The following is a 13,107-nucleotide window of genomic DNA, read 5'->3' as shown; positions in this document are numbered from 1 at the left end:
GGCCGACGGCCTCGCCGACGAGCCAGCGGGCGTCTTCGTCCTCGGAGGTCACGAAGTTGCCGCGCATGTCGAAGGCGAAGGTGGCCGTGCCCTTGCGTTGCGCCGTGCGGAACGCGCCGGTGAGGGTCCAGCGGCCGTCCTCACGGCGCCAGGCGTCCCACTCGACGACAGCGGGATCGATGTTGAAGGTGTGGAGGTGGGCGCTGACGGCCTCACCGAGCGTGCGGGCACCGGTGTCGCCGGCCTTGCGCCGCAGCGAGGAGGCCTGGGCGCGCTGCGCGACGTGGGCGCGCTCGGCGAGCACGGGCGCGGCGAAGACCATGATCCTCTCGATCGTGGTCTGGGCCGCCTGCGCCACCGACTCGGCCGTCTCGCCGCCACGGATGCGGGTCTGGATGTCGCGGGGGCGAAGGGCGCTGTCCATCTGAATCTCCAACTGGCCGATGCGGGCGTGTTCGCCACGGAGGGTGGCACGGAGGGGGGCGTCGATGTCGAGGGTGAACTCGGCTCCGTTGTCATCCACCAGCAGCAGGCGCTTCCCGTCGTCGCTCAGTCCCGCGAGCGTGAGGTGGGCCATGGATGCTGCACTCCTGCAGGTGGTGGTCGACACGCCTGTGTCCGGTCCCCACGAGCCTACGCCAGCGCGGGCGTGGAGCCCGGCTACCGGAGCGGCGTGCCTACGGATAGCGTGCTCCGGTGATCGCCCTCCCGGACTCGGCCGCCGCCCTGGTCGTGCTCGACCTGCTCGGCATCTTCGTCTTCGCCATCTCCGGAGCCCTGGTGGCGGTGCGCAGGGGCTTCGACGTGTTCGGGGTGCTGGTGCTCGCCGGCACGACCGGCCTCGGCGGCGGGTTCCTGCGCGACGTGCTGATCGACGCGACGCCCCCGGCCGCGCTCGCCGACTGGCGCTACCTGATCGTGCCGGTCGCCGCCGGCCTGGTCACCTTCGCGTTCCACCCGACCGTGGGCCGGCTGGAGCGCGTGGTCGACGTCTTCGACGCGTTCGGGCTGTCGCTCTTCTGCGTGACGGGGGCCCTGAAGGCCGTGGAGTACGGCCTCGGTCCGGTGCCCGCGGCGCTGATGGGCATGGTGACGGGGATCGGCGGCGGCATGGTCCGCGACCTGCTGGCCGGTCGACCGCCCGAGATCTTCAACAGCAACCTCTACGCCACGCCGGCCCTGGCCGGAGCGGGCATCGCGGTGGCCCTGGACCTCGCCGGCCAGCCGTTCGCGCTCGTGGCCTCGGCCGGCTTCGGCGTCTGCCTCGTGCTGCGCCTGCTCTCGATCGTCCTCGACATCCGCGCCCCGTTGCCGCGCGGGCCGTCCAACGTCTGAGCCGGCTCTCGCGGCCGCGCGATCAGTCGCCCAGGACCCGTCGGAGGTAGGGGTTGGTGAACACCCGGTCCGGGTCCAGCTCGTCGCGCAGCGTGAGGAACTCGTCGTACCGCGGATAGAGCTTGGCCAGGTCGTCGGCCGCGAGGGTGTGCATCTTGCCCCAGTGAGGGCGGCCGTCGAAGGCCCGCAGCACGTCCTCGACGCCGGCGAAGTAGTCGGTGTGGTCGGCTCGCACGGGCACGTGGAACGCGAGGTACATCGACGCGCGGCCCGACGAGGTCGACAGGGCGATGTCGTCGGCCGGCGTCGAGCGGATCTCGACCGGGAAGCCGATCCGCCACGAGGACGCGTCGATGACCCGGCGCACCTCCCGCAGCGCCTCGAGCCCGGCCTCGCGCGGCAGGGCGTACTCCATCTCCTTGAACCGGACGCGTCGCGGTGACGTGAAGACCCGGTGGGCGATGTCGCTGTAGGAGCGCTCGGACAGGGCACGGCCCGACACCTGGTTGAGCCGGGGGATCGTGGCGGGGGCGCGGGTGCCGAGGGACGTGATCATCCCGAACACCGTGTTGGACAGGAGCTCGTCGTCGAGCCAGTGCCGCCAGCGGCTCAGCGGGCGGAGGTCGTCCAGCTCGGCCAGGCGGTCGTTGACCTTGGTCATCACCCGGTCGGTGTGCGGGAACCAGTAGACGTCGACGTGGTGGTGCTCGCGGGTCATCTCGTCGTACGTCGACAGCGCGGTGTCCCACGACATCGGCCGTTCGTGCGCCTGGAGGGCGAACAGCGGCTCGACGTGGAGCGTGATCTCCGTCAGGACGCCCAGGGCCCCGAGCCCGATCCGGCCGGCCTCGAACAGGGTGGGGTGGGACGACGGCGAGGCGTGGACCTCCTCGCCGCGCCCGGTGACCATGGAGAACGCCGCGATCTGCGCCGAGAGCGAGGCGACGGTGCCGCCGGTGCCGTGGGTGCCGGTGGAGGTGGCCCCGGCCAGTGTCTGCTCCTCGATGTCACCCATGTTGTGCAGGGACAGCCCCAGCCGCCCGAGCTGGGCGTTGAGCACGTGGAGGGGAGTGCCGGCCAGCGCGGTCACGGTCATGGCGTCGCGGTCGACCGAGACGATGCCGGCGAGGCGGTCGGGTCGCAGCATGGTGTCGACGGGTGCGGAGATGCCGGTGAAGCTGTGCCCGGTGCCGGCCATCTTCACCGTGGTCCGCTGCGCGATCGCACGCTCGACCTCCTGCACGACCTGCTCGGTCGTGGTGGGGGTCACGACGTGGCGCGGATCAGCAGCCTCGGTGCCTGCCCAGTTCGTCCAGGGAGCCATGGGACGAGAGTAGTGACGAGGGTGGCATCACTAGGCTGAGGCCATGTTTTCCGCCACCGGTCCAGATGTCTCGCCCTACGACGCGCTCCTGCTCCTGTCGTTCGGCGGGCCGGAGAAGCCGGACGACGTCGTGCCGTTCCTGGAGAACGTCACCCGGGGCCGGGGGATCCCGCGGGAGCGGCTCGAGGAGGTCGGCGAGCACTACTTCCTCTTCGGCGGTCGTAGCCCGATCAACGACCAGAACCGCACGCTGCTCGCGGCCGTCCGCGAGGACCTGGCCGGCAGCGGCATCGACCTGCCGGTCTACTGGGGCAACCGCAACTGGGACCCCTACCTCGCCGACACGCTGGCCACGATGCGCGACGACGGGATCACCCGGGCCGCGGTCCTGACCACCTCCGCCTACTCGTCCTACTCCTCGTGCCGGCAGTACCGCGAGAACCTCGCCGACGCGGCGGCCACGGTCGAGGGAGGGCCGCGCCTGGACCGGCTGCGCCAGTACTTCAACCACCCGGGCTTCGTCGAGCCCGTGGTCGACGCGACCCTGGCCGGCCTCGCCGAGCTGCCCGACAGCGTCCGGGAGCGCGCCGAGCTCGTCTTCGTCACCCACTCCATCCCCACCGACATGGCCGAGACGAGCGGACCCGACGGGGACGCCTACGTCCGCCAGCACCTCAGCGTCGCCGCCGAGGTCACCTCGAGGGTGCGCCAGGAGACGGGGCGCCACCACGACCACACCCTCGTCTACTGCTCGCGCTCCGGCTCGCCCCGCACGCCCTGGCTCGAACCCGACGTCAACGACCACCTCGCGACCATCTCCGAGCGTGGCGCGCGGGCCGTGGTGCTGGTGCCGGTGGGCTTCGTGTCGGACCACATGGAGGTCATCTACGACCTCGACACCGAGGCACTGGCCACCGCCGAGAAGCTCGGGCTGGAGGCCGTGCGTGCCGCCACGCCCGGCGTCGACCCGCGGTTCGTCGCGATGGTGCGCGACCTGCTCGTCGAGCGGGCCGCGGCCGAGCGCGGCGAGCCCGTCGAGCGTGCGGCGGTCGGCGACCTGTCGGCGTGGCCCGAGGTCTGCGCAGTCGGCTGCTGTCCCAATCCGCGTGGCGAGCGGCCCGCACTGTGCGGGCTCGACTCGTGAACCCGGACGCGGGCACTGACGTCGCCACCGACCTGCGCGACCTCGCGCTCCTCGTCGCGCGCGACGCCGTCGCCCTGGCGCGGCGGATGCGCGACGGCGGGATCGCCGTCGCCGACACCAAGTCGAGCGTGGTCGACGTCGTCACCGCGGCCGACCGCGCGTGCGAGGAGCTCATCCGCTCGCGCATCCTGGCCGCGCGACCCGACGACGCGATCATGGGGGAGGAGGGTGAGGACCACCCCGGCACCAGCGGCGTGCGCTGGATCGTCGACCCCATCGACGGGACGGTCAACTACCTCTATGGCCTGCCCGACTGGGCCGTGTCCATCGCCGCCGAGGTCGACGGCGCGGTCGTCGCAGGCGTCGTGGTCAACGGCTCCTCGGGGGCGGAGTACGCCGCCGCGCGGGGCGCCGGCGCGACGTGCGACGGCCGGCCCATCGCCGTACGCCCCAGCCCGCCGCTCGCCGAACGGCTCGTGCTGACGGGCTTCGGCTATCGCAGCGACGTGCGCGCCCACCAGGCCGCCTGCGTGGCCGCGCTGCTCCCGCACGTGCGCGACATCCGGCGCATGGGGTCGTGCGCCCTGGACCTGTGCCACATCGCGGACGGCAGCGGCGACGCCTACGTCGAGGAGGGCCCCAACCCGTGGGACCACAGCGCCGGTGGACTGGTGCTGACCGAGGCCGGTGGGCGGTTCGGGCTGCTGCCCGGACGGCTGCGCGAGATCGTCCCCGAGGCGGCCGTCGAGGCCCTGGTGGTGGGGGCGCCGGCGGACGGCTGGGACACGTTCGTGGCCGCGCTGGGCCGGGCCGGATTCCTGGCCTGACGAGCTCGGGAATACGAGGGCTTCATCACCTGTTCACCGCACTGATCGGGTCCGCCGTGGCGGACCGGACCTACATGGTGCACAATCTGGCGCCGACGAGCATGACGAGGCCCCACACCCAGGGGACTCGTGCTGAGGGTGAGAGGGACGAAGATGGCTACTGACTACGACGCGCCGCGCAAGACCGAGGAAGACCAGAGCGAAGAGAGCATTGAAGAGCTCAAGGCTCGTCGCCACGACAAGAACTCCGGCAAGGTCGACGAGGACGAGACCGAGGCTGCCGAATCCTTCGAGCTGCCCGGCGCCGACCTGTCGCACGAGGAGCTCGCTGTCGAGGTGATGCCCCGCCAGGAGGACGAGTTCACCTGCATGAGCTGCTTCCTGGTGCACCACCGCTCGCAGCTCGCGGACGAGAAGAAGCTGATCTGCCGCGACTGCGTGTGAGCTGATGCGGGCCCGATGATTCGGGCCTGGTCACCCAGAACACGAACGAGGCCGCGTCCCCCCAGGGGGACGCGGCCTCGAGTGCTCTGTGCAGGAGGTCAGGTCGTCGGTGCCGCAGCGGCGTCGGCGTCCTGGTTGTCCTTCTGGAGGGGCTTGGGCAGGTGCCCGGTCGACCTCGCGTAGTAGTTCGCCGCCCGGCGGGTGGCGAACATTCGGGCCAGCGCGACGAACGTGCCGCTCGCAGCGGCCCACGCGACGGCCTCCAGGATGTCGACGTCGGGGTCGGCGGGGTTGGCCGGCGGGTTTTTGCCCGTCGCTGCCCGCCACGTCGTGTTGAGGCCCTTCTTCGCGACCGCTGCTGCCCCGAGGGCGGCGACGAGCGAGAAGGCAGACCATGCCTTGCTGCTGTCAGATGCCATACGAACCACCCTACCCAGTGCTGCAGGTGTCAGCGGGTCGCAGTCGTGAGCGCGGCCGCCAGCTCGTCGGGGCGACGCGAGCTGATCAGCCAGTAGGGCGCCGGGTCGCTCGGGTCGGTCAGGTCGACCCGCACCCCGCGCTTGAGGTAGGGCCGCAGCAGCAGGAAGGCACGCACGTCGGCGTCCCGGCCGGCCTGGAGCCGCATCGCCTCGGCGTCGAGGGCGGTCACCGCGCCGACGTGGTCGGTGGAGATGTGGGCGGCCCCGGCCCGGAGCACGTCGCGGTCGACGGTGACCCGCGCAGCGCCGTACGACACGAACAGGGCGACCATGAGAGCAAGGGCCACACCGGTCACCGTCCAGGCGACGGCGAGGGGTACGGCGACCACCAGGGCCAGCCACAAGGTGGCGACCAGCATCGTCCCCTGCACCCACCAGCGCAGCGGCACGCTCAGCCGTTCCGCGAACTCCACGCGGGAGAGCCTATGGGGGCGGTGCTGAGGTCACGTTGCCGGGTAGATTCTCCGCCCGTGTCCGACCAACAGATCGACCTGCCGGTGACCGACCTCGACGTCGCGATCGTCCGCCTCGACCGCGACCTGCCCATGCCCGCCTACGCCCACCCGGGCGACGCCGGTGCCGACCTGCAGACCGCGGTCGACGTGACGTTGGCGCCGGGGGAGCGAGCGCTCGTGCCGACCGGCATCTCGATCGCGCTGCCGGAGGGCTTCGTCGCCCTGATCCACCCGCGGTCCGGGCTGGCCGCGCGCCACGGGCTGTCCATCGTCAACACCCCCGGCACCGTCGACGCGGGCTACCGCGGCGAGATCAAGGTGCTGCTGGTCAACCACGACCGGGTGTCGCCGGTGAGCCTGCAGCGCGGTGACCGCATCGCCCAGCTCGTCATCCAGCGCTTCGAGCGCGCGCGTTTCGTCGAGGTCGACGCACTGCCGGACTCCGTTCGCGGCGCGGGGGGCTACGGTTCTACTGGTGGCTTCGCGCGCACATGAGCCGCCCGAAATTCTTGCATCACGACGAATGGAGTGACTGACGTGAAGTTCCGTCGCAAGTCGGAGCCCACCCCCGAGGTGGGCACGGAGCCGAGCGAGCCCGCAGTCGAGGCGACCTCGGCTGCGTCCGAGCCGGCGGAGCCGCGCACCGACGGTCCCTTCGACGAGTCCCAGGTCGCCGGCGACGGGGTGCAGCGTGTCGACCTCGGGTCGCTGCTGATCGCACCCAGCGAGGGTCGTGAGCTCCGGCTGCAGGTCGACGAGGCCAGCGGCACGGTGCAGGCAGTCATGCTCGCCGGGCAGGACGGTGCGCTGGAGATCCAAGCGTTCGCCGCCCCCCGCAACGGTGACCTCTGGGGCACCGTGCGTCCGCAGATCCAGGCCGACATCGCCGGCAGGGGCGGCCAGGCCGAGGAGCGCGAGGGTCGCTTCGGCACCGAGCTGATGTGCCAGGTCCCGGTGAAGAAGCCCGACGGCTCCGTGGGCCTCCAGCCGTCGCGGATCATCGGCATCAACGGCGACCGCTGGATGCTGCGCGCATCACTCCTGGGACGCCCCGCCCTCCAGCCGGACTCGGCGCAGGACTGGGAGGACGCGCTGGGCCAGGTCGTCGTACGCCGCGGTGCGGTCGCCATGCCGGTCGGCGAGCCGCTCCCGGCGATCCTGCCCGACCAGGCTCGACGGGTGCAGTGAACGCCGTCATGGGCGACACGACATCCGACGCCGACTCCGCCGACAAGAGGAGCCGGTTGCGGCGCAGCCTCTCGCGCTGGGCCGACAGCGGCGAGGCACACGCCCGTGACCTGCGTGCGACCCACTCGGTCGCCGGTGACGTCTCCATCGCCGAGGCGCCGGACCGCGAGCGCGTCAGCCTCCGCGGCACGATCAAGACGGTGACGCTGCGCCCGCGCGGCGGCGCACCAGCACTCGAGGCCGAGCTCGAGGACGGCAGCGGCGTCATCACGATCGTCTGGCTCGGCCGTCGGCGCATCGCCGGCATCGGCCCCGGGCGCGCCATGCGCGTCGAGGGTCGCATCGGCTCCGCGACCGGTCACCGCGTGCTGTTCAACCCGCGCTACGAGCTGATTCCGTGACCGGCCCGGTGACCGATCCCGTGAAGTCCGCAGCTCCAGCCTCCGTCGAGACCGTGGAGGCCGTCGTCCGCCGGCAGCTCTCCCAGGCCCTGGGCGGTCGACGCGGCATGATCGAGGCTGCCGTCCCGACCATCGCCTTCACCGTCCTGTGGCTGACCACGGGGGAGCTCACGCTGGCGCTGGCGCTCAGCGTCTCGGCGGCGGTGCTGCTGCTGGTGGTGCGCCTCGTCCAGCGTTCGTCGGTGCAGTTCGTCGTCAACGCCCTCGTCGGCATCGGCATCGGCTGGCTGTTCGTGGCGAGGTCCGCGGCGAGCGGCGGCAGCGAGCAGGAGCAGGCGCTGGCCTACTTCCTGCCCGGGATCCTCTACAACTCGGGCTACACCGTGGTGCTGGCCCTCACCTGCCTGATCGGCTGGCCGATCGTCGGGTTCATGGTCGGCAGCGTGACCGGCGACCCCACCGCGTGGCACCAGGACAAGCAGATCGTGAAGCTGTGCACGCGGCTGACGTGGTTGCTGGTGCTGCCGTGCATGCTGCGCGTCGTCGTGCAGGCGCCCATCTGGCTGGCCGGCAACTCGGGATCGATGGACCCCGACACCGCCGTCGCGATCCTGGGCGTCGCCAAGATCGGGCTCGGCTGGCCGCTGCAGCTCGCTGCGCTCGGCGCGATGGTGTGGGTGCTGGCGCGCAACCACACCCCGATGACGGAGACCGCGACGTCCTCGGCGTCCTCGACCCAGCAGACGTCGACGGGTCCGGCTGCCGACTGACCTGCTGCCGGGGGTTCAGCCGCCGTGGGTGCGGGGGGAAAGCAGCCGCTCGAGCTCTTCCTCGACGTCGGAGGGGACGACGAACAGCAGCTCGTCGCCGGACTCCAGGGGCTGGTCCCCGCTCGGGGTGTAGACCTGACCGTCGCGCAGGATCGTGACGAGCGCGCAGTTGTCGGGGAACGGCACCAGACCGCTCGGCGTCCCGACGTAGGGGGAGTCCGGGGGCAGCGTCATCTCGACGAGGTTGGCGTTGCCCTGGCGGAACGTGAAGAGCCGCACGAGGTCGCCGACGCTGACGGCCTCCTCGACGAGAGCGGACATGATGCGCGGCGTCGACACGTTGACGTCGACCCCCCAGGCCTCGGTGAAGAGCCACTCGTTGTTGGGGTGGTTGACCCGCCCCACGGTGCGCGGCACGCCGAACTCGGTCTTGGCGAGGAGGGACGTCACCAGGTTGACCTTGTCGTCGCCGGTCGCGGCGATGACCACGTCGCAGCGGTCGAAGTGGGCCTCCTCCAGCGAGGAGAGCTCGCACGAGTCGGCCAGCAGCCACTCGGCGTTGGGCACGCGCTCGGGCCGGATGGCGTTGGGGGACTTGTCGATCAGCAGCACCTGGTGACCGTTGTCGATCAGCTCACGGGCGATCGAACGGCCGACGGCACCTGCTCCGGCGATGGCGACTCTCATCGGTGCTCCTCGGGTCCGCGCTCGAGCACTGCATAGGCGTGCGCGGCGATCTCTTCACGCATCACGAGGTGCAGCATGTCGCCTTCCTGGATGACGGTCTCGCGGGTTGGGATCATGCCCTCGCCGAGGCGGTCGATCCACGCGATGCGGGTGCGGGACTGCTCCTGGAAGTGGATGGTCCGTTCACCGATCCACTTCTCCGGCACCTGGATGTGGTCGACGCGGATCGTGCCGGACGGGTCGCGGAAGTCGGGCTCGGCGCCAGCGGGCAGCACCCGCCGCAACACCTGGTCGGCCGTCCACTTCACCGTGGCCACCGTGGTGATGCCGAGGCGCTGGTAGACCTCGGCGCGGCCGGGGTCGTAGATGCGCGCGACGACCTGCTGGATGCCGAAGGTCTCGCGCGCCACGCGGGCCGCGATGATGTTGGAGTTGTCACCGCTCGACACCGCCGCGAAGGCGTCGGCGCGACGGATGCCGGCCTTCTCCAGGACCTCCTGGTCGAAGCCGTAACCGGTGATCTTGTCCCCGTTGAACGACGGACCCAACCGGCGGAACGCATCGGGGTCGCTGTCGATGACGGACACCGTGTGGTTGCGATCCTCGAGGCTTCGGGCGAGGGTCGAACCGACCCGGCCACAGCCCATGATGACGACATGCACGAGGGAACCGTAACGCAGATGACTACGCTGTCCCCTCGTGAGTGTCGGCGACGTATCAAAGCGCATCCTGCTGGGGCGCAAGCTCCGCAGCAGCCAGCTCGGCGAGACGCTGTTGCCGAAGCGCATCGCGCTACCGGTCTTCGCCAGCGACGCTCTCTCCTCGGTCGCCTACGCGCCCGACGAAATCTTCATCATGCTCAGCGTCGTGGGCGTGTCGGCCTACACCTGGAGCTGGAAGATCGGCCTGGTCGTGGCCCTGGTGATGCTGACCGTGGTGACGTCCTATCGCCAGACCGTGCATGCCTATCCCTCCGGTGGCGGTGACTACGAGGTCGCCACCGTCAACCTGGGGCGCAACGCGGGGATCACGGTCGCGAGCGCCCTGCTCGTCGACTACGTCCTCACCGTCGCGGTGTCCATCTCGTCGGCGTCGCAGTACGCCGCTGGTGCGATTCCCCTGCTGATCGGGCACGAGGCGCTGGTGGCCAGTGGGGCAGTGGTGGTGCTGACGGCGCTCAACCTGCGTGGCGTGCGCGAGTCCGGTTCCTTCTTCGCCGTACCGACCTATCTCTTCATGGTCTCCATCCTCGGCATGTGCGCCTACGGCCTCGTGCAGCTGCTGCTGGGCGACCTGCCGATGGCAGAGAGTGCCGACCTCAAGATCGAACCCGCGGAGGGCTGGGACGGCCCGCTGACGCAGGTTGCGATGGTGTTCCTGCTGGCCCGCGCCTTCTCGTCGGGGTGTGCCGCCCTGACCGGGGTCGAGGCGATCTCCAACGGGGTGCCCGCCTTCAAGCGGCCCAAGAGCAAGAACGCCGCGACCACGCTGCTGCTCCTGGGGCTGATCGCCGTCTCGATGATGATGAGCGTCATCGTCCTGGCCAAGCAGATGAGCATCCGGTACGTCGACCCGCACGAGATCGAACGGCTGCGGACCGCCGCCGGCGGTGCCCTGCCCGGCGACTACGAGCAGCACCCGGTCATCTCCCAGATCGCCAACGGCGTCTTCCAGGGCTTCCCGCCGGGGTTCTACTTCGTCGTCACCGTCACCGGCATCATCTTGGTCCTCGCGGCCAACACGGCCTTCAACGGCTTCCCGGTGCTCGGCTCGATCCTCGCCCAGGACGGACTGGCGCCGCGCTCGCTCGGCTCGCGAGGCGACCGGCTCGCCTACAGCAACGGCATCGTGTTCCTCGCTGCCATGTCGATCGTGCTGATCGTGGTCTTCGAGGCCGAGACGACCAAGCTGATCCAGCTCTACATCGTGGGTGTCTTCGTCTCCTTCAACCTGAGCCAGCTCGGGATGATCCGGCACTGGACCCGTCACCTGAAGCTCACCCACGACCCCGTGGAGCGGCGGCGGATGATGCGGTCGCGGGCGATCAACACGTTCGGCCTCTGCATGACCGCGGTGGTGCTGGTGATCGTCCTGGTCACCAAGTTCCTGTCGGGTGCCTGGATCACGATCATCGCGATGGTCGTGTTCTTCCTCGTCATGAAGGGCATCAGCAACCACTACGCGATGGTCGAGACCGAGCTCGCCGCCGACGAGCAGGACAAGCTGCTGCCGACGCGCGTGCACGCCATCGTCCTCGTCTCCAAGCTGCACAAGCCGACCCTGCGGGCTCTGGCGTTCGCCAAGGCGACCCGACCCAACCTGCTCGAGGGTGTCTACGTCTCGATCGACGCCGCAGCGACGAACAAGCTGCTGGAGGACTGGGACGAGCGCAACCTGGGCACCCCGCTCAAGGTGCTGCACTCGCCGTACCGCGAGATCGTGCGCCCGATCGTCGAGTACGCCCAGGAGATCCGCCGGTCCAACCCGCGCGGGGTCGTCGCCGTCTACATCCCCGAGTACGTCGTGGGCCGCTGGTGGGAGCAGATCCTGCACAACCAGACCGCCCTGCGGCTCAAGGGCCGGTTACTGTTCACCCCCGGTGTCATGGTCATCTCGGTGCCCTACCAGCTGCGGTCCTCGCTGATCGCGCAGGAGCGTGGGTCCCGCGAGGACAAGCGCGTCCAGGCCGGCGACCTGCGCCGGGGTCGCGTCATGCGCGACACGGGCGACGTCGACCACGACCGCCGGATCGATCCGTGAGCCGGCACGCCCGTCCCCGAAAGGAGCGCGGTCGCTCGCGGGTCGGCGAGCGCTTCGAGGCGGTCGTGGGCCCGGTCGCCCACGGTGGCCACTGCATCGTCCGGCTCCCGGAGCCCGAGTCACGGGTGGTGTTCACGCGGCACTGCCTGCCGGGTGAGCAGGTCGTCCTGGAGATCACTGAGGGCACGGACGGCGACCGCTTCTGGCGCGGTGACGCGATCAGCGTCCTCGACCCCTCACCCGACCGGGTGCAGGCGCCCTGCCCCGTCGCCGGGCCGGGGTTGTGCGGGGGCTGCGACTTCCAGCACGTCTCCCTGCCCGCCCAGCGCGCGCTCAAGGGAGCCGTGGTGTCCGAGCAGCTGCGACGCCTCGCCGGCCTCGACCTCGACGTCACGGTCGAGCCGGTCCCCGGGGACGAGCAGGGCCTGCGCTGGCGGACCCGCATGCAGTGGGCGCACACCCCCGACGGCCAGCGCGGGCTGCGGGCCCACCGGTCGCGTCGGGTCGTGCCGGTCGACGACTGCCTGATCGCGACCGTCGATGCCCGTGAACCGACACCCGGGCTAACGCTGACCGAGTCCGTGCTGGATCGCCACTTCCTGGTGGAGGCTGATGGCTTCTGGCAGGTCCACCCTGGTGCCCCCTCCACGCTGGTGTCCTCGGTGCTCACCATGCTCGATCCCCAGCCGGGGGAGCGGGTCCTCGACCTCTACGCCGGGGTGGGCCTCTTCGCCCGATTCCTGGCCGATGCCGTCGGCGACGGCACCCGGGTGATCGCCGTCGAGGCTGACCGGGCTGCTTCTCGGCACTCGAAGGAGAACCTCGCCTCCCACCAGGGCGCCGTCGTCGAGTGCGGCCCCGTGGAGAAGGTGCTCGCGGCGGCGTACGACGAACCCATCGACCTCGTCGTCCTCGACCCGCCCCGCGAGGGAGCCAAACGGGTCGTCGTCGAGCAGGTCGTCGACCGCGCACCCCGCGCCGTCGCCTACGTCGCCTGTGACCCGGCTGCCCTGGCTCGCGACGTCGCGATCTTCGCCGAGCACGGCTATCGCCTCGAGCGGCTCCGGGCCTTCGACCTCTTCCCGATGACGCACCACGTCGAATGCGTGGCATTGCTGACGAAAATCGGCTCTGACCTGCGCTGATGCGATCTGGGCTCTCGGGCTTGAGTCCCGAGAAGAGGCCTTAAGGCTCACTTTGGGCTCACTTTGAGTTCTCGGGCTCGGTTTTGACGCCTCGCTCGCCCCTGTCGGAAATGCCGTCGTGACGGCCTGAGGGCGCGCAGAACGGCCC

General features: G+C 70.6%; 16 protein-coding genes. 10 read left to right on the top strand and 6 right to left on the bottom strand.

Annotation, left to right across the window (positions count from 1 at the left end; translation table 11 throughout):
* The coding region (gene sepH / locus CF8_RS11500; RefSeq protein WP_156887328.1) for a septation protein SepH at nt 1-577 on the bottom strand (577 nt) is incomplete at its 3' end.
* 119 nt (nt 578-696) lie between these two features.
* Between sepH and CF8_RS11495 the strand changes: the two genes are divergently transcribed.
* Nucleotides 697-1,335 carry a trimeric intracellular cation channel family protein gene (locus CF8_RS11495; RefSeq protein ID WP_010833292.1) on the top strand — a complete coding sequence of 213 codons (639 nt, stop codon included), beginning with the start codon at nt 697-699 and terminating at the stop codon, nt 1,333-1,335.
* 22 nt (nt 1,336-1,357) lie between these two features.
* Here CF8_RS11495 and CF8_RS11490 read toward each other — a convergent pair whose 3' ends face one another.
* A complete protein-coding gene (locus tag CF8_RS11490) occupies nt 1,358-2,659 on the bottom strand; it encodes a D-arabinono-1,4-lactone oxidase (RefSeq protein ID WP_010833291.1) in 1,302 nt (433 codons plus the stop codon).
* 43 nt (nt 2,660-2,702) lie between these two features.
* Here CF8_RS11490 and CF8_RS11485 point away from each other — a divergent pair, with 43 nt between their 5' ends.
* From CF8_RS11485 to CF8_RS11475, 3 genes are all read left to right on the top strand, one after another.
* Entirely contained in the window at nt 2,703-3,803 is a 1,101-nt protein-coding gene (locus CF8_RS11485; RefSeq protein ID WP_010833290.1) for a ferrochelatase, read from the top strand.
* Nucleotides 3,800-4,630 (top strand): inositol monophosphatase family protein, encoded by an 831-nt coding sequence (locus CF8_RS11480; protein WP_010833289.1) that lies wholly within the window; start codon nt 3,800-3,802, stop codon nt 4,628-4,630. Before CF8_RS11485 ends, CF8_RS11480 begins: the two co-directional genes overlap by 4 nt.
* Nucleotides 4,631-4,783: 153 nt before the next feature.
* Nucleotides 4,784-5,074: a DUF4193 domain-containing protein gene (locus CF8_RS11475; protein ID WP_010833288.1), complete on the top strand. Its 291-nt coding sequence runs from the start codon at nt 4,784-4,786 to the stop codon at nt 5,072-5,074.
* A 98-nt stretch (nt 5,075-5,172) separates the two neighbouring features.
* On the opposite strand, the gene CF8_RS11470 is transcribed toward CF8_RS11475, so the two are convergent.
* On the bottom strand, nt 5,173-5,493 hold the full coding sequence (locus CF8_RS11470) for a DUF4235 domain-containing protein (protein ID WP_010833287.1): 321 nt from the start codon (nt 5,491-5,493) through the stop codon (nt 5,173-5,175).
* A gap of 29 nt (nt 5,494-5,522) precedes the next feature.
* Nucleotides 5,523-5,966, bottom strand: a complete 444-nt coding sequence (locus CF8_RS11465) for a DUF3093 domain-containing protein (protein ID WP_010833286.1) — start codon at nt 5,964-5,966, stop codon at nt 5,523-5,525.
* 84 nt (nt 5,967-6,050) lie between these two features.
* Between CF8_RS11465 and dut the strand changes: the two genes are divergently transcribed.
* From dut to CF8_RS11445, 4 genes are read left to right on the top strand one after another with little or no spacing between them, the layout of a single operon-like run.
* Entirely contained in the window at nt 6,051-6,503 is a 453-nt protein-coding gene (dut, locus tag CF8_RS11460; protein WP_036492948.1) for a dUTP diphosphatase, read from the top strand.
* A 42-nt stretch (nt 6,504-6,545) separates the two neighbouring features.
* The gene (locus CF8_RS11455; protein WP_051204202.1) at nt 6,546-7,196 is read left to right on the top strand and encodes a DUF3710 domain-containing protein; all 651 of its coding nucleotides are present in this window, start codon (nt 6,546-6,548) and stop codon (nt 7,194-7,196) included.
* Nucleotides 7,197-7,204: 8 nt separating this feature from the next.
* Nucleotides 7,205-7,597 carry an OB-fold nucleic acid binding domain-containing protein gene (locus CF8_RS11450; RefSeq protein WP_051204459.1) on the top strand — a complete coding sequence of 131 codons (393 nt, stop codon included), beginning with the start codon at nt 7,205-7,207 and terminating at the stop codon, nt 7,595-7,597.
* The gene (locus CF8_RS11445; RefSeq protein WP_010833282.1) at nt 7,594-8,367 is read left to right on the top strand and encodes a DUF3159 domain-containing protein; all 774 of its coding nucleotides are present in this window, start codon (nt 7,594-7,596) and stop codon (nt 8,365-8,367) included. The genes CF8_RS11450 and CF8_RS11445 overlap by 4 nt, the downstream gene beginning before the upstream one ends.
* Nucleotides 8,368-8,382: 15 nt before the next feature.
* On the opposite strand, the gene CF8_RS11440 is transcribed toward CF8_RS11445, so the two are convergent.
* Entirely contained in the window at nt 8,383-9,054 is a 672-nt protein-coding gene (locus CF8_RS11440; RefSeq protein ID WP_010833281.1) for a potassium channel family protein, read from the bottom strand.
* Nucleotides 9,051-9,734, bottom strand: a complete 684-nt coding sequence (locus CF8_RS11435) for a potassium channel family protein (RefSeq protein WP_408635562.1) — start codon at nt 9,732-9,734, stop codon at nt 9,051-9,053. The genes CF8_RS11440 and CF8_RS11435 overlap by 4 nt, the downstream gene beginning before the upstream one ends.
* Before the next feature lie 19 nt (nt 9,735-9,753).
* Here CF8_RS11435 and CF8_RS11430 point away from each other — a divergent pair, with 19 nt between their 5' ends.
* Nucleotides 9,754-11,814, top strand: coding sequence for an APC family permease (locus CF8_RS11430; RefSeq protein ID WP_010833279.1), 2,061 nt, complete (start codon nt 9,754-9,756; stop codon nt 11,812-11,814).
* The gene (locus CF8_RS11425) at nt 11,811-12,959 is read left to right on the top strand and encodes a class I SAM-dependent RNA methyltransferase (RefSeq protein ID WP_010833278.1); all 1,149 of its coding nucleotides are present in this window, start codon (nt 11,811-11,813) and stop codon (nt 12,957-12,959) included. The genes CF8_RS11430 and CF8_RS11425 overlap by 4 nt, the downstream gene beginning before the upstream one ends.
* Nucleotides 12,960-13,107: the final 148 nt, after the last annotated feature.

Source organism: Nocardioides sp. CF8 (assembly GCF_000389985.1).
Classification (GTDB): Bacteria; Actinomycetota; Actinomycetes; order Propionibacteriales; family Nocardioidaceae; genus Nocardioides; species Nocardioides allogilvus.
This window is presented reverse-complemented; position numbering and strand designations above follow the sequence as displayed.

Bases quoted from the DNA above. Each gene is read 5' to 3' on its own strand.
- CF8_RS11450 (WP_051204459.1), top strand. From the start codon at position 7,205: ATGGGCGACACGACATCCGACGCCGACTCCGCCGACAAGAGGAGCCGG.
- CF8_RS11470 (WP_010833287.1), bottom strand. From the start codon at position 5,493: ATGGCATCTGACAGCAGCAAGGCATGGTCTGCCTTCTCGCTCGTCGCC.
- CF8_RS11440 (WP_010833281.1), bottom strand. From the start codon at position 9,054: ATGAGAGTCGCCATCGCCGGAGCAGGTGCCGTCGGCCGTTCGATCGCC.
- CF8_RS11485 (WP_010833290.1), top strand. From the start codon at position 2,703: ATGTTTTCCGCCACCGGTCCAGATGTCTCGCCCTACGACGCGCTCCTG.
- CF8_RS11475 (WP_010833288.1), top strand. From the start codon at position 4,784: ATGGCTACTGACTACGACGCGCCGCGCAAGACCGAGGAAGACCAGAGC.
- CF8_RS11490 (WP_010833291.1), bottom strand. From the start codon at position 2,659: ATGGCTCCCTGGACGAACTGGGCAGGCACCGAGGCTGCTGATCCGCGC.